Consider the following 21,978-nt stretch of genomic DNA (forward strand, 5'->3'; position numbering starts at 1 on the left):
GGAAAGGCCATGGACTGCGATGCGCTGAACCGGTTACGTTGACGGCGTGATCTCGTTGACGGTGGCGCTGACCTTCCTCGGTGTGGTCCTCCTCGGAGCGATGGCACCCGGTCCGGATTTCGTACTGATGACCCGAAACTCACTGTTCGGCGGCCGGAAGGCCGGCGTCGCGTGCGCGTTCGGGATCGCCTGCGGCGTGTTCGTCTGGGTGGTCTCGATCGCGCTCGGCGTGGCGAGCCTGCTGGCCGCCTCCGCCGTCGCGTTCACCGTCGTGAAGCTGGCGGGTGCCGCATATCTGCTCTATCTCGGCGTACGCGCCTGGTGGAACGTCCGAAAGGGCGGTTATCGCGACCTGGAGAGCGCCGACCTCGGCGACGTGCCGGCCGCCAAGGCCTTCCGGCAGGGACTGCTGTGCAACCTGCTCAACCCGAAGGTGTCGGTGTTCTTCCTGGCGCTGATCCCGCAGTTCCTGCCGGTCGCGGCGCTGCCGACGCAGACGCTGGAGCTGGCGGTGATCGCCACGCTGGTCAGTGCCACCTGGTGGGTGACCTTCGCATTCCTGGTCGGCTCGCTGCGCCGCTTCTTCGGTTCTGGTCGCGTACGTCGCGCGATGGACGCGGTGATGGGGACGCTGCTGGTCGGCCTCGGCATCCGCGTCGCCACGCAGGTCAGCTGATGCGGCGCACCCCACTGCACGACGGCTGGACCGTACGCGCCGCCGAGTCCGAGGTCGTGCCGGCGACGGTGCCCGGCTGCGTACACACCGACCTGCTCGCCGCCGGCCGGATCCCGGATCCGTATCTCGACCAGAACGAGGCCGAGCTGGCCTGGATCGGCCAGACGGACTGGCGATACGAGATGACCTTCGACTGGCAGCCTGACGGCGACGACCGTGTCGACCTGGTCTGCGACGGCCTGGACACCATCGCGACGGTGCAGCTCAACGGCGTCGTCGTCGGCCAGACGTACAACATGCATCGCGGTTATCGCTTCGACGTAGGCGAAAACCTGCGACCAGGCGGCAACCAGCTGGTGGTCACGTTCGCGTCGCCGATCGGATATGCCGTCCAGCAAAGGGAAAAGCTCGGCGCGCGGCCCGGTGCCTACGCGTATCCGTACAACTTCATCCGCAAGATGGCCTGCAACTTCGGCTGGGACTGGGGACCGGCGCTGGTGACCGCCGGCATCTGGCGGCCGATCGCGCTGGAGTCGTGGTCGACGGCACGGCTCGCCAGCGTACGACCGATCGTGGCGGTGGAAGGAAAAGTCGGCAAGGTCGCGGTGCAGGTGGAGGTCGAGCGTGCCGGCGATGGCGAGCTGCCGCTGACCGTACGGGTCGGGGACATCGCGACCGAGGCCGTCGTACCGGCCGGCGAGGACAGCGTGACGGTCGAGGTCGAGGTGCCGGAGCCGCGGCTGTGGTGGCCGCGCGGATACGGCGAGCAGCCGCTCTATCCACTGCGGGTCGAGCTGGCCGGCGACACGTACGAGCGGGAGATCGGCTTCCGGACCGTACGGCTGGACACCGGTCGCGACGACATCGGCACGCGTTTCACCTTTGTCGTCAACGATGTCCCGGTGTTCGCGCGAGGCGTCAACTGGATCCCGGACGACTGTTTTCCGCATCGGGTGGATCGCGACCGCTATGCGCGGCGGCTGGACCAGACCGTCGAGGCCGGCGCCAACCTCGTACGCGTCTGGGGTGGCGGCATCTACGAGAGCGACGACTTCTACGCGCTGTGCGACGAGCGTGGTTTGTTGGTGTGGCAGGACTTCCTGTTCGCCTGCGCGGCCTATCCGGAGGAGGAGCCGCTGCGCGGCGAGGTCGTCGCGGAGGCGCGGCAGGCCGTCACACGGCTGGTGTCGCATCCGAGTCTGGTGCTGTGGAACGGAAACAACGAGAACATCTGGGGATATCACGACTGGAATTGGCGGGACCAGCTCGACGACCGCAGCTGGGGGCTCGGCTATTATCTCGACGTACTGCCGAAAATCGTCGCCGAGCTGGATCCGTCGCGGCCATACAACGCCGGATCGCCGTGGTCGCTGTCGGAGGACATCCATCCCAACGACCCCAACCACGGCTGCATGCACGTGTGGGACGTGTGGAACGTGCGCGACTATTCCGGCTATCGCGACTATGTCCCGAGATTCGCCGCCGAGTTTGGTTTCCAGGGGCCACCGGCCTGGTCGACGCTGACCCGCGCCGTCCACGACGAGCCGTTGGCCGTACGCGGTCCGGCCATGCTGGCACACCAAAAAGCCGTCGACGGCATGGAAAAGATCGACCGGTCGCTGGTGGAACATTTCCGGGTGCCTGAGGACTTCGGCGACTGGTTCTGGGCCGCGCAGCTCAACCAGGCACGAGCGGTCTCGTCCGGTGTCCAGTGGTTCCGGTCGTGGACGCCGCGCTGTGCCGGCACGATTTTGTGGCAGATCAACGACTGTTGGCCGGTCACGTCGTGGTCGGTGGTCGACGGCGACGGCCGGTTGAAGCCGGCCTGGTATGCGCTGCGCCGGTCGTACGCGGATCGCTTCGTCACCATCCAGCCGCGCGACGACGGCTTGGCCGTGATCGTCGTCAACGACACCGATGACGACTGGGACGACGCCGTCACCGTGCACCGGATTTCCTTTGACGGCAACGTCATCGCGTCGGTGGAGCTCGACCTGGCCTTGTCGGCGCGAGGAAGCCTGACGACGATGCTGCCGGAGTCGGTGGCGGTCGCCGGCGACCGTACGCGCGAGCTGCTGGTCGCCACCAGCGCGGCCGGTCGCGCCGTCTGGTTTTTCGCGCCGGACAAGGATCTCGCGCTGCCGGCCAGCGCGTACGACCTCGACTGTGTGGCGATTTCCGGTGGCTGTCAGGTGACGGTGACCGCGCACGTGCTGCTGCTCGACGTGGCGCTGCTCGCCGATCAGGTCGCCGCGGACGCTGTCGTTGACGACATGCTGGTGACGCTGTTGCCAGGTGAGTCGGTGACCTTCACCGTACGGACGGATGCGACCGTCGATCCGGACGATTTCGGCGCTGTGATCCGGACGGCCAATCAGCTCGTCCAGTAGGCCGTGGACTGTCCTATTGCCCACCTACCGTGCTGCTGGTAGGTGACGAGATAGGAGAGGTCATGTCCGTTGTTCGCACCGGTGCCGATCTGCCGGCCGGCGAGCGTACGCTCAATCCGTTCGCGATCGTCGATGGTGCCGCCGAGTTGATCACCTTCGTTGAGGAGGTGTTCGACGGCGTGCAGCGTGCGCAGGCGCGTACGCCGATGCCGTCCGGTTTGGCGCGGCTGCGCGATCCGTGGGGAAACCTCTGGTGGCTCTATGCGCCGGCGCGCGGTGGCGACGCGACTCCGCACTGGGAGGGCGGCTCCACGTACCTGTTCGACTCGCTGGACGTGGCGCTGCGCGAGGCCTAGCTCTCATCGGGAACATGCGTGCGCATAGAGCTGTTACGGTCTATGCGCACGCATAGATGAGGAGCGGGAGATGCAGTTCGGGATCTTCACGGTCGGGGACGTGACCACCGACCCCACCACCGGGAAGACGGTGTCCGAGCACGAGCGGATCAAGGCGATGGTCACGATCGCCCGCAAGGCCGAGGAGGTCGGCCTGGACGTGTTCGCGACCGGTGAGCACCACAACCCGCCGTTCGTGCCGTCGTCGCCGACCACCATGCTCGGCTACGTCGCGGCTCAGACGCGGCGGTTGATCCTGTCGACCTCGACCACGCTGATCACCACGAACGACCCGGTGAAGATCGCCGAGGACTTCGCGATGCTGCAGCACCTGGCCGACGGCCGGGTCGACCTGATGATGGGTCGAGGCAACACCGGGCCGGTGTATCCATGGTTTGGCAAGGATATCCGCCAGGGGATCGAGCTGGCGATCGAAAACTACGACCTGTTGCACCGGTTGTGGCGCGAGGACGTCGTCGACTGGGAAGGCAAGTTTCGTACGCCACTGCACGGTTTCACCTCGACGCCGCGACCGCTGGACGGTGTGCCGCCGTTTGTCTGGCACGGCTCGATCCGCAGTCCGGAGATCGCCGAACAGGCCGCGTACTATGGCGACGGCTTCTTCGCCAACCACATTTTCTGGCCAAAAGAGCACTTCATGCGGCTCGTACGGCTTTACCGGCAGCGTTTCGAGCATTATGGTCACGGCTCTGCCGACCAGGCGATCGTCGGTCTCGGCGGCCAGGCGTTCATCCGGAAGAACTCGCAGGACGCCGTACGCGAGTTCCGGCCGTATTTCGACAACGCTCCGGTCTATGGCCACGGTCCGTCGCTGGAGGAGTTCATGGCCGAGACTCCGCTGTCGGTCGGCAGTCCGCAGGAGATCATCGACAAGACGCTGACCTTCCAGGAGCATTTCGGCGACTATCAGCGACAGTTGTGGCTGATGGACCACGCCGGACTACCGTTGAAGACCGTGCTGGAACAGATCGACATCCTCGGTGAGGAGATCGTGCCGGTGTTGCGCAAGGAACTGGACTCGCGCCGGCCGGCTCACGTGCCGGACGGTCCGACGCACGACGCGCGGGTGGCGGGTGATTCCGGTGGAAACTAAGAAGATCGTCGTTATCACGGCCGGCCTGAGCCAGCCATCGTCGAGCCGCCTGCTCGCCGACCGGCTGGCCGAGGCCAGCGCACTCGCCCTGCGCGACTTCGGTGCCGACGCCGAGATCCAGGTGGTCGAGCTGCGCGACTTCGCCGTCGACATCGCGAAAAACCTGGTCTCGATGGTGCCGAGCGGAGCGCTGCGTACGGTGATAAACGCGGTGACTTCGGCGGACGGCCTGATCGTTGTATCGCCGGTTTTTACCGCGTCGTACAGCGGATTGTTCAAGTCGTTCTTTGACCTCCTGGACAACGACGCGCTGGTCGGCATGCCAGTCTTGATGGGTGCCACCGGCGGCACGGAACGGCATTCGCTGATGCTCGACTACCAGATGCGACCAATGTTCGCATACCTGCGATCGGTCGTCACTCCGACCGCGGTGTACGCCGCGTCATCCGACTGGGGCTCAACCGACGGCCACCTCGCCACCCGAATCGACCGCGCCGCCGGAGAGTTCGCCCAAACACTCGCCGGCCGTACGCCGAAGCCACCCGAGCCGGACTTCATCCCCTTCGACCAACTCCTCGACAATCGCTAAATGTCCGTTTTGATGGGCAGTCGAAGGCCATGGTGTCCCGGTCTGTGGCGAGAAGTCCCAGTATGTGGGATGCGAGGGCATGTGGAGCGCTAAATGTCCGGCTTGTGAGGGTCGCGGATGGCATGAATGTCGAGTTACTAGCGCTGGACGCAAGAAACAAGACCTTCACGCCGCCGCGATCCCCGGAGGCTGTGACGGGTGTGACTATTGAGGCTGATAATGCCGTTGTGGCTACGGGGCTGCAACAAATGTCCATTTTGATGTCTTGTTAAACAAGTATTACGCAGCCAGGCCGCCTCACCTGCATTGCCAGCCACAGCAGTCACACCAGCACCACCCCGGACGCTGTGACGGCGTCCAGCCCGACGGGTTGCTTCCCGCACGTGACCCAGAAAACCCAGCCCCGCACGAAACCGCCACCCGCACCCCTATGCACACCGATTGGCGTTCACGCGCCCCCTCCCTTGAGGTCGCCCTCCGCGCAGGAGCGCCCGCCGCGCAGGCGAAAACCCAACCACCCACCCAACGCAACAAACAGTAAACGCGACCACCTCCCAACGCACCAACAGGAGACGCGACCACCTCCCACGCCCGAAACAGGAGACGCGACCACCTCCCCAACGCGCCAACATTGAGGCCCACCACAACATTGAGGCCCACCACCCGCACCCAGAGACCCAACCACTCCACCACACCAAACGGACGGCCCACCACCGCTTGAATCCGGCCTGCTCCGCCACGCAACATCCTCCGGCAGCAGGCTGTCGCCGCTCTTGAGTAATGTCAGCAGGCGTGACGGCATCGGTCGAGTTGCGCGTGCTCGGCGCGTTCGACGTGGTCGTCGACGGCCGGCCGGTGGCCGTACGAGGTGGCCCGGCGGTCGTCCTGGCGGCGCTGGTGGCGGCCCCCAACCGCTTGGTCAGCACGACGGCTCTGGCCGGTTACGTGTGGCCTGACCAGCCGGAGCTGCAGGTGCCGGGCAACGTGCAGACGCTGGTCTCGCGGCTGCGGCGGGCGATCGGTGGCGCGTCGGTCGAGACGGTTGGCAACGGCTATCGGCTGGCGGTGCCGGAGGAGGCCGTCGACCTGTGGCGGTTTCGCCGGCTGGTACGCGAGGCGAGCGAGGCCACCGATCCGCTGGCCGAGGCGACCGCGCTGGACGCTGCGCTGGAGCTGTGGCGCGGCGGGCCGTTCGCCGACCTGCTCGGCGACCGCGTCGCGCCTGGTCTGGTCGACGAGTGGTTCACTGCGTACGTCCGTCGCGTCGACCTTGATTTCGAGCGCGGCGCATACGCTCCGCACATCGCCGAGCTCGGCCGGCTGACCAGCCGTTATCCGCTGCGCGAGGTGGCCTGGCACCGGCTGGTGCTGGCGCAGTTCCGGTCCGGCCGGCGTGCCGAGGCGCTGGAGACCTATCAGCGCGCCGTGCGGCTGATACGGCGTGAGCTCGGCCTGGATCCCGGTGCGGAGCTGCGCGAGGTGCAGCGGCTGTTGTTCGGCGGCGCCGAGGAGCCGCGGCCGCGTCGTACGGTGCCGCGCCAGCTGCCGGCCTCCAGCCGGTTCTTCACCGGCCGCGCCGCCGAGCTGACCGCGCTGGACCGGCTGACCAGCGGGGTGGCCGCCATCGTCGGCGCCGCCGGTGCCGGCAAGACCGCGCTCGCGGTGCACTGGGGACACCGCGCGGAGGTCCGCTTTCCGGACGGCCAGCTCTATCTGAACCTGCGAGGCTTTGGACCCGGCCAGCCGCTGGAGCCGAGCGTGGCGCTGGAGACGCTGCTGCGCAGTCTCGGGGTGCCGGCCGGACAGATCCCGGCGCAGCTCGACGCACAGTCCGCGTTGATGCGTACGCTGCTGTCCGGCCAGCGCCTGCTGCTGGTGCTCGACAACGCCTTCGACAGCGAACAGGTGCGTCCGCTGCTGCCAGGTGCCGGTTGCCTCGTGCTGGTGACCAGCCGCAACCAGCTCCGCGGCCTGGTTGGACAGGACGGCGCACACCGGATCCGGCTCGATCCGCTGACCACGACCGAGGCGGACACGCTGCTGGAGCAGGTCGTCGGCGGGCAACGTACGCGCGCCGAGCCGGCGGCGGCGACAGCCCTCGCGGCGGCCGCCGGCCAGCTGCCGCTGGCGTTGATGATCGTCGCCGAGCGCGCGGCCCGGCAGGCGACGCTGCCGCTGGCCGACCTGGCCGCCGAGCTGCGCTCCGACCGGCACCTCGACCGGCTGGTGCTCGGCGACGACAGCGCGGGGGACATCCGGTCGGCCTTCTCCTGGTCGTACGAGGCGCTGGAGGAGCCGGCGCGGCGGATGTTCCGGCTGCTTGGCGTGCTGCCCGGCGGCGAGTTCGGCGTACCGGTCGCGGCGGCGGTGGCCGGCGTGACCGACGGGCAGGCCGCGCGGCTGCTGGACCGGCTGGCGTCGCTGCACCTGGTCGAGCCGGCATCCACCGGTCGCTTCACGCTGCACGACCTCCTGCGCGAGTACGCGGCGGAGCTGGTCACCGACCAGGCCACCGCACGCGAACGAGTCCTCGACTGGTACGCGCACACGGCGCTGGCCGGCAGACAGGCCATGAGCAACGGTTACGACAACGAGTTCTACGTGCCGCTGCGGTCGGCGGACGTCCGGCCGCAGCGGTTCGGCGGCTACGACGACGCGTTGCGCTGGTTCGAGGCGGAGGCCGAGTCGTGCCTGTGGGTCATCCAGCAGGCGGCGGCCGAGGGCCGGCACGGCCTGGCGATGATGGCCACCAAGGCGACCTGGCTCTTCATGTATCTGACCGCGCGCTGGCGCGACATGCGGGCCGCCAACCTGGCCGTCCTGGAGTCGGCGCGCGCGCATTCCGACCCGTACGCCGAGGCCAACGCGCTCAACCACCTCAGCATCGCGGTCGAGATGCTCGGCGACGTGGACCAGGCGTTGGCGTACGCGCGAGAGTCAGCGGACCGCTATCGGCGTACGCACGCACCGCGCGGTGAGCTGGTCGTGCTCGTCAACATGGCTGGCACCCTCAACGCGCTCAACCGCTATGACGAGGCGCTGGAGCTGCACCGGCAGGCATACCTGTTGGCGGAGCAGGTCAATGACGTGGTGTTGCAGGCCGGTGCCCTCGAGGTCGGCTCGACCGCCTGCAGCGGACTCGGCCGGCACGCCGAGGCGATCGACAACGGTCGCCGCGCGGTTGAGCTCTATCGCAAGCAGGAGGAGCCGGGCCGCGTCGCCGGCGGGCTGCTGGCGCTGGCGCGCGCGTACGCCGCGGCCGGCGACGACAGCGCGGTGGAGACGCTGCGTGAGGCGCTTGGCATGGCTCAGCGTGACAATCTCGCGCTTCGGCAGGCGGACATCCGGGTCGAGCTCGGTCGCCAGCTGCGGGCGGCCGGCGACCGCGCGGCGGCGATCGCCGAATGGCGGACGGCGCTGCGGATCTTCGCCGACCACGACGATCCGCGAGCGGCCGACGTCGAGGCGTTGCTTGGTGCATGATCGTCAGGTGCAGACGAACATTTCCGCGCTCAGCGCCGCGCCGCTGGAAGGCGCCCTTGTCCGACTCGTCCTTCTTACGCCCGAGGAGCTCAAGCTCGTCGCCTCCGGCGGCCGGCTCGACTGGTACGCCGACGGCTATCCGCGCCAGGACGACTCCGACGCGGCCAAGATGTGGCTGCGTGCCGGTGAGGCCGACCGGGTCTGGTCGGTCCGCCACGTGATCCGCCGCAGCGACGGCCTCGCCGTCGGCAGCATCGGGTTTTTCGGTCCACCGGACGAAAACGGCGAGGCCGAGATCGGCTACGGCCTGGTCGAGTCGGCGCGCCGGCAGGGGTTGATCAGCGACGCGATCGCGCTGTCTGTCGCGGCCGCCGAAGCCGCCGGAGCGCGGGTGATCGCGCACACCGCGGCCGACAACCTCGCCAGCCAGGGCGCGTTGCTGAAGGCCGGTTTCGTCCGCGATGACGGCGAGAACGAGGATGGTGAGTGGAGGTACGCGCGTCCCGCCTGACCTGACGGGGAGGTGACGGTGCAGCCGGTACGTCCGCAGGATCCGGTCTGGATCGGTGCGTACCGGGTGCTCGCGCGTCTCGGCGCCGGCGGCATGGGCGTCGTGTACCTGGCGCGGTCGCCTGGCGGCCGGCTGGCGGCGGTGAAGGTGATCCGCGAGGTGTACGCCGGCGACCCGGACTTTCGCGCCAGGTTCCGCCGCGAGATCGTCGCGGCCGGCCGGGTCACCGGCACCTTCACCGCGGCGGTGCTGGACGCCGGCCCGGAGGCCGACCGGCCGTGGTTGGCGACCGCGTACCTGCCGGGCCTGACGCTGTCGGAGGCGGTCGCGACGTACGGTGGCATGCCGGCGATGTCGGTACGCGCGCTGGCGGCCGGGCTGGCCGAGGCGCTCGACGCCATCCACCGGGTCGGGGTGGTGCACCGGGATTTCAAGCCTGGCAACGTGATCCTGACCGCCGGCGGACCGAGGGTGATCGACTTCGGCATCGCGCATCCGACCGACGTCACGGCGATCACCAGGGTCGGCGGCGTGGTCGGCTCGCCTGGCTTCATGTCGCCCGAGCAGGTGGCCGGCGAGCCGGTCGGTCCGGCCAGCGACGTGTTCACGCTCGGCTCGGTGCTCGCGTACGCGGCGACCGGCGCGGAGGCCTTCGGTGAGGGGCCGCCGCAGGCGCGGATGTATCGCGTCCTCACCAGGCAGGCCGACCTGAGCGGCGTCACCGAGGCCTGGCTGGCGGACCTGATCACCGCGTGTTTCCGTGCCAAACCACAACATCGGCCGACCGCCGCCGACCTGCTCGGCTCGCTCGGCGGCACTGGTACGTCGCTGCACGGCACCGCGTGGCTGCCCGGCTCGGTCGCCGAGGCGGTCGACCGGCGTACGGCCGACGCGCGGCAGATCCCGGAGCTGCCGGCCAGTCACGTGGCGGCCGATCCGGCGGTCCTGGACACGCCGACCGTCGAGCCGGAAGCCGTACGACCGCAACGAAAACCACGCCGCCGGCTGATCGTCGCCGGCCTGGCGGGCGCCGGCGTGCTCGCGGCCACCGGGGGAGTCGCGGCCTGGTTTGTCAATGACCGCAAGGAAACGCCAACGCCTCACGGAGCGACAGCGAGCGCACCACCGCCTGAGGCCGCGGTTTTGTGGCGGCTGCACGTCGCCGACTACTATCCCGGGATGGCGGCGGACTCCGGATATCTGGTCGTGTGGGAGGACCGGACGGTCCGCGCCGTCGACCCGCGTACGCGCCGGATTCGTTGGTCGCGCACCACGGAATCGGTGCACGTCGGCACCTTCGTGACGATCGGCGCCGGCATCGCCTACGTCAGCGGCCTCGGTGGCCTGGCCGGCAACAGTACGACCGCGGTGCGCATCGCTTCCGGCGCCACGGCCTGGTCGTATCCTGGCTGGCCACGGCCGCTGCCGGTGACGCTCGGAACGGTCGCGTTCTTCAACGATCCGGTGATGGCCGTCGACGCCGCGAGCGGCGCACGGAGATGGACCTCGAGCGTCGGCGCGGCCAGCGGCATCATCGCCGGCGACGGCGTTGTCGTTGCGGCGACAGCGAAAGCGATGACCGCACTCGACCCCGGCACCGGCCGCCAGCTGTGGTCTTATCCGGTCACCCAGCCGAGCCTCGGGGTGGCAGGCGGCTCGATTGTCTTCTGTACCGACAAAAACGGCGACCTGCACGCCGTACGCGGTGGAAAACCGCTGTGGCGCAAGCACCTCGGCAGTGCCATCAGCGAGATGCAACTTGACGGTGGCGTCCTGTACGTGGTGGCCGCCGGGGGAGCGATCGTGGCGATGAAGGCCGACACCGGCCAACCGCGGTGGACCACGCGGATCGCCACCGGATCCGGCGAGCGCTATGGCCAGCTGACGAAGCTCGCGGTCAGCGGTGGCGTCGTCTACCTGTCCAGCACTGACCGGAAGGCGTACGCGCTGGATGCCGCGACCGGTCGGGTGCTGTGGACCTACAGTGCGGACGTGTCGTATTTTTCCGCGCCGGTCGCGGTTGCCGGCGCCGTCTTCGTCGGCGTCCGCAGCGGTGACCTGGTCGCGCTGAGACCACCTGGAGGTGCCGGTGCGGGGCCTTGAGCCAGCCGACCCGCGGCAGGTCGGCGGCTATCGGCTGCTGGCCAGGATCGGTTCCGGCGGCATGGGGACCGTCTACTTCGGACGGTCGGCCGGTGGCCGGCCGGTGGCGGTCAAGGTGCTGCATCCGAGTTTCGTTGCCGATCCGGCGTTTCGGAGCCGGTTTCGCCGTGAGGTGACCGCGGCGCGTACGGTCGGCGGCGGCTTCAGCGCGCCACTGCTCGACGCCGATCCGGACGCGGACGTGCCGTGGCTGGTGACCGAGTTCCTGCCGGCCGTGTCGCTGCGGGATGCCGGTGTGCTGCCAGTCGAGGCGGTCTGGCCGCTGGCCGCCGGCATCGCCGAAGCGCTGGTCTCCGTCCACCGCGCCGGCATCGCGCACCTGGATCTCAAGCCGGCCAACGTGTTGCTCACCGCCGACGGCCCGCGGGTCATCGACTTCGGCATCGCGCGCGCCATGGACGCGAGCACGGTCACACATGCCGGAGTTTTCGCCGGATCGCCCGGATTCATGTCGCCGGAGCAGGTCGCCGGCCGGGACGCCGGTCCGGCCAGCGACATCTTCTCGCTCGGCTCGACGCTGGTCTACGCGGTCACCGGCGCCGAGCCGTACGGTGACGGCACGCCGTACGCGAAGATGTATCGCATCCAGCACCATCCGCCGCTGCTGGAAGGCGTGACCGACGAGCGGCTGCGCGTACTCATCGCCAACCTGATGGTGCCGGACCCGGCGGCCCGGCCGACGGCCGCGCAACTCACCGGATATTTGGCCTCGCTGCAGGCGAATCCGTCGTCGGCATGGCTGCCGGCTCCGTTGTTGGCGGAGATCCAGCGGCGCGCGATCGAGGCGGAGAACCCGCCGGCGGAAATCGCCGCGACGGCACCGAAAAACGTGAGTCGTCGCGCCTTGTTGTATGGCGGCATCGGAGCGGTCGCGGCCGCCGGAGTCGCCGCCATACCCGTCGTGCTCGGCCTCCGGTCAGCCCTGGCGCCGAAGCCGTCACCGAGCAAAAAGCCGCTGACACAGCCATACGTGACGCGTACGCCGTCCACGCCGGCGACGACCGACCTGGAGTTCACCTTCACCGGCAAGGTCACGCTGACCTCGATCACGATCACCATCAACGGCCGCGCCACCACCGAAAAGAACCGGAAACTGCCCTGGCGCAAAGTCATCCAGGTGCCGCAGGGAAAACACGGGACGTACGCGGTGCACTACAGCTACACGGCCGGCGAGCTGGCCTATCGCGTCCTCATCGGCGGCATCCAGATCGCCACCGGCTCGGCCGGCTCGACCAACGGCGACACGCTGGATTTCCAGGGGGACTTCGACGGATAAGGTCCGAGCATGAGTGACACCTTGGAACTGGTCGACGAGGACTGGTCGACCGCGCTGGCGATCGTCGCGCATCCGGACGATCTGGAATACGGCACCGCGGCGGCCGTCGCGCGCTGGACCGCGCAAGGCAAACGCGTCGTCTATTGCCTGGCCACCAGCGGCGAGGCCGGCATCGACTCGATCGAGCCGGAGCGTTGTGGACCGCTGCGCGAGGCGGAGGAGCGCGCCGGCGCGGCGCTGGTCGGCGTCGACACGGTCGAGTTCCTGGGGCATCCGGACGGCATGATCACCTACGGCTTGGAGCTGCGCAGGGACATCGCGCGGGCCGTGCGCCGGCACCGGCCGGACGTGGTCGTCACCGGCAACTACCGCGACTTCTGGGAGCCCGGCGCGCTCAACCAGGCCGACCACATCGCGGTTGGACGGGCCGTGCTCGACGGCGTACGCGACGCCGCCAACCGATGGGTCTTCCGCGAGCTGCTGGACGAGGATCTCCAGCCGTGGAAGGCGAAACAGATCCTGGTGGCCAGCAGTCCGGAGGCCACCCACGCGGTCGACGTGACCGACACCTTCGACCGCGGTGTCGCCTCGCTCGCCGCGCACGCCGACTACCTGCGCGGCCTCGGCGACGACGCGATGAGCGACCCGGAGGAGTTCCTGGAGGCGATGGCGCGGCCGGTCGGCGCGCGGATCGGCGTACGTTTCGCCGTCGCCTTCGAGGTCGTCGAGCTCTGACCGGGACCCCTCCCGGTGCTCGCCGGTTAACGTACGCACAGCACAGCGGCGGAAGGAACTCCGGTGACGTACTCGATCCCCCGATCACCCAGCAAGGTCAACGTCCTGCCGCGAGGCACCGGCAGCCTCGCGCGCGGCCTGCCGCCGGTGGAGCCGGGGACGCTGTTCGTGATGGGGGTCAACGGCGGCATGAGCGTGGCGCCGGACGCCGGCTTCACGGTGATCTTCGGCCGGCAGGACCCGGAGGTGCACGTCTGTGTCGGACCGGACGACCCGCACGTCAGCCGGCAGCACGGCCACATCTCGTTCCAGCGCTCGCACTGGGTCCTGGACAACACCGGCCGCGTACCGATCCGGTTTCCGGGGGCGCGGCTGCTGCTGAGCGGCCACCGCGCCGAGCTGCCGGTCGCGTACACGCCGCTGTTCATCGTCTCGCCGGAGCGCGAGCACCTGCTGGAGGTGCGGATCGCGGCGTCGCGCTCGACGACCGTGACCGGCGAGCACCACGACGAGACGACGATGCTCGGCAAGCCGTGGCAGCTCACCGAGCTTGAGCACCTCGCCGTGGTGTGCCTGGCGCAGCGCTATCTCCGCCAGGAGCCGCAACCGCAGCCGCTGACCTGGAAGGACACCGCGCTGGCGATGCACGACCTGCGGCCGGCCGAGCAATGGACCGAGAAGCGGCTCGCGCACATCGTCAAGAAAGTACGGGTGCGGCTGAGCGAGCAGGGGGTGGCGGCGCTGACCGAGAGCGAGGTGCCGCCGCCGGTCGGCAACGCGCTCAACCACAACCTGATCATGGAGTTGCTGCGTACGACCACGATCGTGCCGTCGGACCTGCGGCTGATCGGCGGCTGATCAGCGCGGTTTCTGGTGTGCCACCACCGCTTCGGCCACCGCGGACAGCTTCAGGTTGAGGTCCTGCGACGTACGCCGCAGCACGTCGAAAGCCTCGTCGGCTGAGCAGCCACGGCGTTCCATCAGGATGCCTTTCGCCTGGCCGATGAGGTCTCTGGACAGCAGCGCCTCGCGCAGCTGCACGCTTTCCAGCTTGGCCGCCTCGACCGCGTCGGTGCCGGACAGCGCGGCCGCCGCGAAGGACGCGAGCACGATGGCCACGTCGCGGTCCAGCTCGGCGAGACCGTCCAGCAGCGAGCTGTAGATGTTGAGCGCACCCATCCGCGGCGGATCGCTGTATGGAAAGAGACCGACCGCGAAGACGCTGCGTACGCCCAGCTGCGCCGCAGGGGGTCCCCACCTCGGCCACGACTGGCTGGTGGCCACGTCCGGAGCGTCGATGGCGCCTTCCCCGGGCGTACGCGTCGCCTCCACGCACGGACCCTCGCCAAACTCGTACTGCAGCTCGTCCAGCCGTACGGCCAACGCGTCGGTGTGGAATGGGGTGCGAAACTTGCCGCGCGGGTCACGCAGCGTGACGCTCACCAGGTCGGCGGCCGGCACGACCACCTTCGTCATCTCGACGACGTGCCGCACGGCGTCGGCCACCGTCGGCGCTGGCGCGAGTCGCTGCGCGAGCTCGGAGAGCTGACGCGCGAGCGGCCCCACGATGGCACCGTCCGCGGCGAACCGTTTCCGGTCGTGGGACCACTCTCTGTCGGCCGGGTCGCCGGCCACCTGTCTGGTCACGTCGCCGGCTTCGCGCCGGTGCCTGGCTGTTCGGCCTGCCACATCCAGTAGGACTTCTCGAGCTCCGCGCTCGCCTGGATCAGCAGGTCCTGGCTGACCGGGTCGGGCTTGTCGAGCGCGTCGATGCGGTCACGCATCCCGGCGATGACCGCGCGGTGAGCGTCGACCATCATCTTGATGACCTTCTGGTCGTCGACCCAGCCGACGTCCTCGACGTGTGGCACGTTGCTGCTCTTGGCCACCGTCTCGGCGCGGCCGTCGGCGTTCACGCTGATCGCGGCGGCCCGCTCGGCGACCTCGTCGGCGTACTTCCGCGCCACGTCGACGACCTCGTCCAGCTGCAGATGCACGCTGCGGAAACTGCGGCCCACCACGTTCCAGTGCAGCTGCTTGGCGACCAGCGAAAGATCGATCAGGTCAACCAGCGCGCCCTGCAGCGCGTCACCGGTGATTTTCCGCGCGTCATCGGTCAACGGTCCACGTATCGTCACGTCCACACACAACCTTCCTGTTCCCGTTGTATGCGTTGGCTACCCGAGTCGGCGGCGGTCAAAACACTGCGAGCAGTGCGACAAAGGCCACGCCGGCCATCAACCAGGCCGCATAGTCGCCGACGTGACCGGAATGCACGCGGTGCAGGACGTTGATGGCTGGCCGGATCCGGCGCCCGAAGTGGTGTTTCCAGATCGACATCGCCGCGACCGCGCCGGCCAACGCGGTCGACAGCAGTCCGAGCAGCACCCCATGGAGCGTCCACTCCGGCGCGGTGCTCGGCAGGATGCCAATGGCCAGGCCAAAGCCGAGCAGGACGAGGATCGCCGCGACCATCGTCAGGTGCGTACGACCGGTGACCTCCGGGTCGCGTTCCTCGCCTTTGCTGACCTCCTGCTCGCTTTCCGGCGGCGGGCCGAGTCCAAAGTGGACACGTAGGCCGGCGCGCAACACCGCGCCGCCGGTGACGGCCGACACGGCGATCAGCAGCACGGCGATGCCGGTGCCGGAGTCCTCCAGGAGCGACTTTCCCAATGCCGTCCCGAAAGGCGGCAGGCCGGCCAACGCGAGCGCGGCGATCGCGAACAGGATGCCGCGGAAAACACTGCGGTCGGCGTCGCGATGCAGGTCGATCTCGTCCACCGAGCAGTGTTTCGCCAGCAGGATCCCGACCAACAGGAACAGCGCGCCTTTCACGCCGGCATGGGCGAGCAGATAGACGCCGGTGGACCTGATGTCCAATGTGGACAGACCGACCAGGAAGATGCCGATGTGCGCCACGGTCGAATACGCGAGCAGACGCTTGAGATGTCGTTGTGTGACACACATGATCGCGCCGACGATCGCCGTGACGATCCCCAGGACAAGGAAAACGCGTTGTGCCATTGGCTGTACGCTGGCGAAAACGGTCGATTCGACGCGCGCCAGACCATACACGCCGAGCGGCGCCATCACGCCGGAGAACAGCACGCACACCGGCGTCGGCGCCACGGCATGCGCGTCCACGAGCCAGAAATGGAACGGCACCGCCGCGGCCTTGACCAGCCAGCCGCAACCGACCAGGACGAACGCCGCGATCACCAGCAGGTCGACCGGACGGCCGCGCACGGCCTCGCCCAGGGCGACGAGGTTGAGCGCGCCGGTGCGCGCGTACAACAGGCCGATGCCCATCAGGCACAGGTACCCGCCGAGCGAGTTGACCACCGCGAAGGAAAACGCACCCTGCACCGACTCCGGTTCCTCGACCTTGAAGCCGGTCAGTGCGTACGCGGTCGCACCCATCAGCTCGAAGAAGACGAACATGTCGAACAGGTCGCCGGTGATGGCGAAGCCGAGCATGCCGGCCAGAAACAGCAGGAGCAACGCGTGATAATGCGCGCGAACCTCTTCGAAATAGCGCCATCCGTACAGCAGCGCGCAGGCGCCGAGAAAGCAGATCAGGCAGGCGAGCCACGCGCTGGTCGGGTCCACCGACAGCGCGATGCCGATCCGCCGCCAGCCGCCGGCCCAGCTCACCACGCGTTCGTCTTTCGTTGCCACCACGAGGAATCCGGCGATGACCAGGGCGATCGTCGCCGCGAGCGTCGACAGCAGGTCAACGGCGAGCCGGGGGAGCAGCCGGCTGCCGGCCAGCAGGACGCAGGCCGCCAGCAGCGGCACCGCGATCAGCAATGGCGGCAGGGAGGTCATCCGCGCAGCGAACGCAGTTCGTCGGGATCGACGGTGTCGTGCCGGCGGTGGATCTGGATCGCCAGCGCCAGCAGGAGGGCTGTCACAGTCGCCGACACGACGATGTCGGTCAGCGTCAGCGCCTGCACGACCGGATCCACGACAGATGTGCCGACCGGCGTCGACTGGCCGAAAATCGGTGCGGTGGCGACCTTCTGGAAGCCGGCCGACAGCAGCAGCACATACGTCGCCGACTGCGAGACGGCCACACATACGACGGTCTGCACGAGATGGCGGCTGCGTACGACGCCATACACGCCGAGCACGAACAGATAACCGGCGATGAGATAAGGGAAAACCGCCATCACGTGGCCTCCGCTTCCAGGAACTGCGCCAGCAGCACCACGATGCCGCCGGTGACCGCGACACCGACCGCCGCGTTGAGAACGACGACCGTGCCGGCCGATGCCAGGTCGCTCATCGATCCGGTCGGCAGGAAGTCCGCCAGCATGCCGGTCGAGCCGAACAGGCCGATCAGGCCGACGACAAGGAAAAGCCCGCCGCCGAACGCCTCGGCGAACTCGTACCAGTCGACCGGACGCAGTCGCCGCAGTGCCTCGTACCGGCCGGCGATGTAGAGCAGGTGGACACCGGTCGCGGCCACGACACCGCCTTGGAAACCGCCGCCTGGCGTCAGATGCCCGTGTGCGATCAGGTCGATGCCGAGCACTGTCGTCACCGGCAGCATCACCGCGCCGGCCACCCGCGCGGCCGGAAGCACGCGGTCGCCGTGCCGGCGTTGCCGGTGTTCTCTCGACGTGGAGCGCAGCAGTGCGGCGGCACCGACGACCGAGCCGAGCAGGATCATCTCCTCGCCGAGCGTGTCCAGGCCACGCAGGTCGAAGTTCACCGACGAGATGACGTTGGCGGTGGAATGCCGCACGGCGGCGGCGACGGCCGCGTCACGATACGGATGCAGCGGGCCGCCAAATGGCGGCAGTTGGCAGACCGCGACGGTGAACAGCACGGCGAAACCGATGGCACCAAGGAAAAAGACGACCGTACGGAGGCGGCGGCTCATCGCTCACCGCCGCCGCGACGGACCGTACGCACGGCCAGCAACACCATCAACGGCACGACCGCCGCGCCGACGGCCAGCTGTGACAGCGCCACGTCCGGTGCTTGCAGCAGAACGAAAAGCAGGGTCAGCGTGAGGCCGTACGCCGAGAGGGTCACCGCCTGACCCTGCGGATCGCGCGTCAGCACCACGAAAGTCGCCACGGCGGCGACCAGAAGCAGCGCGAACACAAGGAAAAATGTCATGTCCGCCGCTCCGTGTCGCGTGCCATCCGGCCGGTCGCCGCGGTCAGGATCGGACCGGTCACGGCCATGATCGCGACGGTCAGCACGATGGTCGCGGAGGTGAGCGAAAAGCCGTTGGCGATCGCCAGCCCGAGACCGATCAGCGGCCCGGCCACGGAGGTCACCGGTGTGACGAAATGCAGCCGACCGAGCGCCGTACGGCCAAACAGCACGGTCACTGCTGCCGCCAATGCGACGAAAACGCCGATGGCAACCAAAACCGCCGCGACGGCCATCATCGCGATCGCAGCAATCGGTTGAAAACCAATGTGCCGGCAAAGGACAGCACCGCCAATGTCAACGGTACGATCAAATAAGGTGGTTGCTGGAAACCTTGCGCCAACAGCAGCAGGGCCAGCACCAGCAGACACGAGCTGAGCTGCAGGCCGACGACCCGCTGTGTCGCGCTGCCGGTGCACGCCAGCCACAGCGCGGCCATCGTCGCGACCATCAGGATCGCGGCGGCGACCAGCCAGCCGTTCACGACCGCACCGACCGTTCGAGCCGCGAGGTCCGGGCGTTCGCCGCGTGAACCACCAGTTCGCCGTGGCGGTCGTCGAGGACGACGCTTCCCGGCGTCGCCGACATCGTCCACGCGGCCACCGCACGGTCCAATCTGGACGCGCCCCGAGGCAGCACGACTTTCCTGGTGTGCTGCGGCGATCGTACGGTCAGCGGCAGCCTGGCCGTCTCCGCCAGAATCGTCGGTGGCAGCTGTGCCAGCCAGCGAAGCCAATTCCGGCTCGGCCGGCCGCTGACAACCAGTACGCGACGGCCAGCGGTCGCCGCGACGGCGGCCGGAATCGAGGCGACCACCGCCAAAACGAGTTCGGCGACCGAGGCGGTCGTCAGTGTCATGAGCCAGATCACGGTCACGACGACCCACCACACCGCGAATTCCGCAAGGCGCGACACGCTATCTCGTTACCCGCGACGGCCGTTGTCGAAACACTGGTTCACGTCCGCGCGTACGGGTAACCAGGTGCGGACAGTTATCTGCGAAAGGAGTGTCGTCGTGGCCACCACGGTCGCCGACTTTCTGTTGGACCGGCTGCGCCAATGGGATGTCGAGCACGTTTTCGGATATGGCGGTGACGGGATCAACGGCCTGCTGGCGGCCTGGCAGAAGGCCGGCGACCAGCCGCGGTTCATCCAGGCCAGGCATGAGGAACTGGCCGCTTTCGAGGCGACCGGATACGCGAAGTTCTCCGGCCGGCTCGGTGTCTGCACGGCCACCTCCGGACCCGGTGCGATCCATCTGCTCAACGGCCTGTACGACGCCAAACTCGACCACGTGCCGGTGGTGGCGATCGTTGGACAGACCGCGCGCACGGCGATGGGTGGGTCGTTTCAGCAGGAGGTCGACCTGCACACGCTTTTCAAGGACGTGGCCAGCGACTACGTGCAGACGGTGATGGTGCCCGAACAACTGCCGAACGTCCTGGACCGGGCGATCCGCACGGCGCTGTCCCGGCGTACGGTCACCGCGCTCATCATCCCCAACGACCTGCAGGAAATGGCGTACGAGCCGCCGTCGCACGCGTTCAAGATGGTGCCGTCCAGCATGGACGTGACCGAGCCGACGGTCGTTCCGTCCAATGTGGACCTGCGCCGCGCAGCGGACGTCCTCAACTCCGGCCAGAAGGTCGCGATGTTGATCGGCCAGGGTGCCGGCAAGGCCGTGGAACAGGTGATGTCGGTTGCCGACCTGCTCGGCGCCGGTGTCGCGAAAGCCTTGCTCGGCAAGGACGTCCTGCCGGACGACCTGCCGTACGTGACCGGCTCGATCGGTCTGCTCGGCACCCGGCCGAGCTACGAGATGATGATGTCCTGCGACACGCTGCTGACTGTCGGCTCGAGTTTTCCGTACGCGCAGTTCCTGCCGGAATACGACCAGGCCAACGGCGTGCAGATCGACCTGGATCCGACGATGATCGGCATGCGCTATCCCAACGCGGTCAACCTTGTCGGCGACGCCAAGGAAACGCTGAGCGCGTTGATCCCGCTGCTGGAGAAGAAGTCCGACCGCTCGTTCCGCGAAAAGGTGGAGAAGGACGTCCACCGGTGGTGGCAGGTGATGGAACGGCGCGCCGCGGTGTCCGCCGATCCGATCAACCCCGAGCACGTTTTCCATGAACTGTCGCCAATGTTGCCGGAGGACGCGATGATCACCTCCGACTCCGGCTCGGCGGCCAACTGGTATGCGCGGCACCTGCGGATCCGCGGTCGGATGCGCGGCACGCTGTCCGGCACGCTCGCGACCATGTGTCCGGGACTTCCGTACGCGGTGGCGGCGAAGTTCGCGCATCCGGACCGGCCGGCGATCGCGCTGGTCGGCGACGGCGCCATGCAGATGAACGGCATCAACGAGCTGCTGACCGCCGCGATGTACTGGAAGGAATGGAAAGATCCGCGGCTGGTGATCGGCGTGCTGAACAACGGCGACCTCAACCAGGTGACCTGGGAACTGCGCGCCATGGGTGGCTCGCCGCAGTTCCTGCCGTCCCAGAAGCTGCCGGACTTTCCGTACGCCAGCTACGCTTCCTCCCTCGGCCTGCGCGGCCTCCGGGTCGACGAACCGGATCGCGTACGCGGTGCGTGGGAAGAGGCGTTGGCCAGTGATCGGCCGTGCCTGGTGGAATTCGTGACCGATCCGGCTGTGCCGCCGATCCCGCCGCACGCGAGCTGGGACCAGATCGAGAAGGCGGCCGAGTCGATAGCGCGCGGCGACGCCGATCGCTGGCAGGTGATGAAGGAAGGCGTCAAGTCGAAGATGCAGGACTTCCTGCCCGGCGGTGCGGAGAAATGACCGCCACGCGGCCGGCCGGCGCCGAGCCGTTCCTGCCGGAGCGCACCGATCTGGCCGCGCTGCGAGCCGCGGTGGACTCCTGCCGCGGCTGCCCCCTTTACGCCGACGCGTCCCAGGCGGTCTTCGGCGACGGCCCGTCGCGAGCGAAAGTCGTGATGGTCGGCGAGCAGCCCGGCGACGTCGAGGACCGCGAAGGCGAGCCGTTCGTCGGGCCGGCCGGCCACCTGCTGGACAAGGCATTGGACCGGGCCGGCATCGACCGCGCGCAGGTTTATCTCACCAACGCGGTGAAGCATTTCAAGTTCACCAGGTCGGACCGCGGAAAACCGCGTATCCACAAGAAACCGGCCGCCTCGGAGATCACCGCGTGCCGGCCGTGGATACGTGCCGAGCTGGCCGCGATCAAGCCGCGGCTGGTCGTCTGCCTCGGCGCGGTCGCGGCGCAGTCCTTGCTCGGCAAGGACTTCCGGGTGACAAAGCAGCGTGGCGTGCTGCTCGACGCGCCGGCGGAGCTGGGCGCGCGGCAGGCGCTGGCGACGATCCATCCGTCGGCGGTTTTGCGCGCCACCGAGAGGGACGAGGCGTTCGGCGGACTGGTCGCCGACCTGACAGCGGTGTCCGCCGCGCTTCGAGATGCATGACCGGCGCAAACGTGGGTATCTTGCGGT

General features: G+C 68.4%; 22 protein-coding genes. 13 read left to right on the plus strand and 9 right to left on the minus strand.

Annotated features, from left to right (window positions below):
- The first annotated feature begins 46 nt into the window (after positions 1-46).
- The 11 genes from GNX95_RS04370 to GNX95_RS04420 all read left to right on the plus strand — a co-directional run bounded on the left by GNX95_RS04370 (position 47) and on the right by GNX95_RS04420 (position 14,190).
- Positions 47-676 carry a LysE family translocator gene (locus GNX95_RS04370; protein ID WP_163505859.1) on the plus strand — a complete coding sequence of 210 codons (630 nt, stop codon included), beginning with the start codon at positions 47-49 and terminating at the stop codon, positions 674-676.
- Positions 676-3,066 (plus strand): glycoside hydrolase family 2 protein, encoded by a 2,391-nt coding sequence (locus GNX95_RS04375; protein WP_187369591.1) that lies wholly within the window; start codon positions 676-678, stop codon positions 3,064-3,066. The genes GNX95_RS04370 and GNX95_RS04375 overlap by 1 nt, the downstream gene beginning before the upstream one ends.
- A gap of 62 nt (positions 3,067-3,128) precedes the next feature.
- Positions 3,129-3,422, plus strand: coding sequence for a hypothetical protein (locus GNX95_RS04380; RefSeq protein WP_163505860.1), 294 nt, complete (start codon positions 3,129-3,131; stop codon positions 3,420-3,422).
- A 70-nt stretch (positions 3,423-3,492) separates the two neighbouring features.
- Positions 3,493-4,575: an LLM class flavin-dependent oxidoreductase gene (locus GNX95_RS04385; RefSeq protein ID WP_163505861.1), complete on the plus strand. Its 1,083-nt coding sequence runs from the start codon at positions 3,493-3,495 to the stop codon at positions 4,573-4,575.
- Complete coding sequence (locus tag GNX95_RS04390; RefSeq protein WP_163505862.1) at positions 4,565-5,164, plus strand: FMN reductase; 600 nt, start codon at positions 4,565-4,567, stop codon at positions 5,162-5,164. The genes GNX95_RS04385 and GNX95_RS04390 overlap by 11 nt, the downstream gene beginning before the upstream one ends.
- Positions 5,165-5,956: 792 nt before the next feature.
- Complete coding sequence (locus GNX95_RS04395) at positions 5,957-8,647, plus strand: AfsR/SARP family transcriptional regulator (RefSeq protein ID WP_163505863.1); 2,691 nt, start codon at positions 5,957-5,959, stop codon at positions 8,645-8,647.
- Between the two features lie 7 nt (positions 8,648-8,654).
- Entirely contained in the window at positions 8,655-9,158 is a 504-nt protein-coding gene (locus GNX95_RS04400; RefSeq protein WP_163505864.1) for a GNAT family N-acetyltransferase, read from the plus strand.
- Between the two features lie 18 nt (positions 9,159-9,176).
- Positions 9,177-11,261, plus strand: coding sequence for a protein kinase domain-containing protein (locus GNX95_RS04405; RefSeq protein WP_163505865.1), 2,085 nt, complete (start codon positions 9,177-9,179; stop codon positions 11,259-11,261).
- Complete coding sequence (locus tag GNX95_RS04410) at positions 11,248-12,597, plus strand: serine/threonine-protein kinase (RefSeq protein ID WP_163505866.1); 1,350 nt, start codon at positions 11,248-11,250, stop codon at positions 12,595-12,597. The genes GNX95_RS04405 and GNX95_RS04410 overlap by 14 nt, the downstream gene beginning before the upstream one ends.
- A 9-nt stretch (positions 12,598-12,606) precedes the next feature.
- Positions 12,607-13,332, plus strand: a complete 726-nt coding sequence (locus GNX95_RS04415; RefSeq protein ID WP_163505867.1) for a PIG-L deacetylase family protein — start codon at positions 12,607-12,609, stop codon at positions 13,330-13,332.
- 63 nt (positions 13,333-13,395) lie between these two features.
- Complete coding sequence (locus GNX95_RS04420; protein ID WP_187369592.1) at positions 13,396-14,190, plus strand: FHA domain-containing protein; 795 nt, start codon at positions 13,396-13,398, stop codon at positions 14,188-14,190.
- Here the strand turns inward: GNX95_RS04420 and GNX95_RS04425 are convergent, their stop codons facing one another.
- Genes GNX95_RS04425 through GNX95_RS04465 form a run of 9 tightly spaced genes read right to left on the minus strand, consistent with a single transcriptional unit; the run spans position 14,191 to position 19,416 of the window.
- Positions 14,191-14,979 (minus strand): ANTAR domain-containing protein, encoded by a 789-nt coding sequence (locus GNX95_RS04425; protein ID WP_222853385.1) that lies wholly within the window; start codon positions 14,977-14,979, stop codon positions 14,191-14,193. It lies immediately after the preceding gene.
- A complete protein-coding gene (locus GNX95_RS04430; RefSeq protein ID WP_222853386.1) occupies positions 14,976-15,476 on the minus strand; it encodes a Dps family protein in 501 nt (166 codons plus the stop codon). Before GNX95_RS04430 ends, GNX95_RS04425 begins: the two co-directional genes overlap by 4 nt.
- 52 nt (positions 15,477-15,528) lie before the next feature.
- Positions 15,529-17,160, minus strand: a complete 1,632-nt coding sequence (locus GNX95_RS04435; protein WP_163505868.1) for a complex I subunit 5 family protein — start codon at positions 17,158-17,160, stop codon at positions 15,529-15,531.
- Positions 17,157-17,504 (minus strand): sodium:proton antiporter, encoded by a 348-nt coding sequence (locus GNX95_RS04440; protein ID WP_163505869.1) that lies wholly within the window; start codon positions 17,502-17,504, stop codon positions 17,157-17,159. Before GNX95_RS04440 ends, GNX95_RS04435 begins: the two co-directional genes overlap by 4 nt.
- On the minus strand, positions 17,504-18,220 hold the full coding sequence (locus GNX95_RS04445; RefSeq protein ID WP_163505870.1) for an MnhB domain-containing protein: 717 nt from the start codon (positions 18,218-18,220) through the stop codon (positions 17,504-17,506). Before GNX95_RS04445 ends, GNX95_RS04440 begins: the two co-directional genes overlap by 1 nt.
- Positions 18,217-18,462 carry a Na(+)/H(+) antiporter subunit B gene (locus GNX95_RS04450; RefSeq protein WP_163505871.1) on the minus strand — a complete coding sequence of 82 codons (246 nt, stop codon included), beginning with the start codon at positions 18,460-18,462 and terminating at the stop codon, positions 18,217-18,219. Before GNX95_RS04450 ends, GNX95_RS04445 begins: the two co-directional genes overlap by 4 nt.
- Positions 18,459-18,737 (minus strand): monovalent cation/H(+) antiporter subunit G, encoded by a 279-nt coding sequence (locus GNX95_RS04455; protein ID WP_222853387.1) that lies wholly within the window; start codon positions 18,735-18,737, stop codon positions 18,459-18,461. Before GNX95_RS04455 ends, GNX95_RS04450 begins: the two co-directional genes overlap by 4 nt.
- Positions 18,737-18,985: a monovalent cation/H+ antiporter complex subunit F gene (locus GNX95_RS04460; RefSeq protein WP_246281505.1), complete on the minus strand. Its 249-nt coding sequence runs from the start codon at positions 18,983-18,985 to the stop codon at positions 18,737-18,739. Before GNX95_RS04460 ends, GNX95_RS04455 begins: the two co-directional genes overlap by 1 nt.
- Positions 18,982-19,416 carry a Na+/H+ antiporter subunit E gene (locus tag GNX95_RS04465; RefSeq protein WP_163505873.1) on the minus strand — a complete coding sequence of 145 codons (435 nt, stop codon included), beginning with the start codon at positions 19,414-19,416 and terminating at the stop codon, positions 18,982-18,984. The genes GNX95_RS04460 and GNX95_RS04465 overlap by 4 nt, the downstream gene beginning before the upstream one ends.
- Positions 19,417-19,516: 100 nt before the next feature.
- On the opposite strand from GNX95_RS04465, the gene GNX95_RS04470 reads away from it, so the two are divergent.
- Positions 19,517-21,310 (plus strand): thiamine pyrophosphate-requiring protein, encoded by a 1,794-nt coding sequence (locus tag GNX95_RS04470; protein ID WP_163505874.1) that lies wholly within the window; start codon positions 19,517-19,519, stop codon positions 21,308-21,310.
- Positions 21,307-21,951 carry a UdgX family uracil-DNA binding protein gene (locus GNX95_RS04475; protein ID WP_163505875.1) on the plus strand — a complete coding sequence of 215 codons (645 nt, stop codon included), beginning with the start codon at positions 21,307-21,309 and terminating at the stop codon, positions 21,949-21,951. Before GNX95_RS04470 ends, GNX95_RS04475 begins: the two co-directional genes overlap by 4 nt.
- The last annotated feature ends 27 nt before the right edge of the window (positions 21,952-21,978 follow it).

The sequence above is a fragment of the Fodinicola acaciae genome (assembly GCF_010993745.1).
Taxonomy (GTDB): domain Bacteria; phylum Actinomycetota; class Actinomycetes; order Mycobacteriales; family HKI-0501; genus Fodinicola; species Fodinicola acaciae.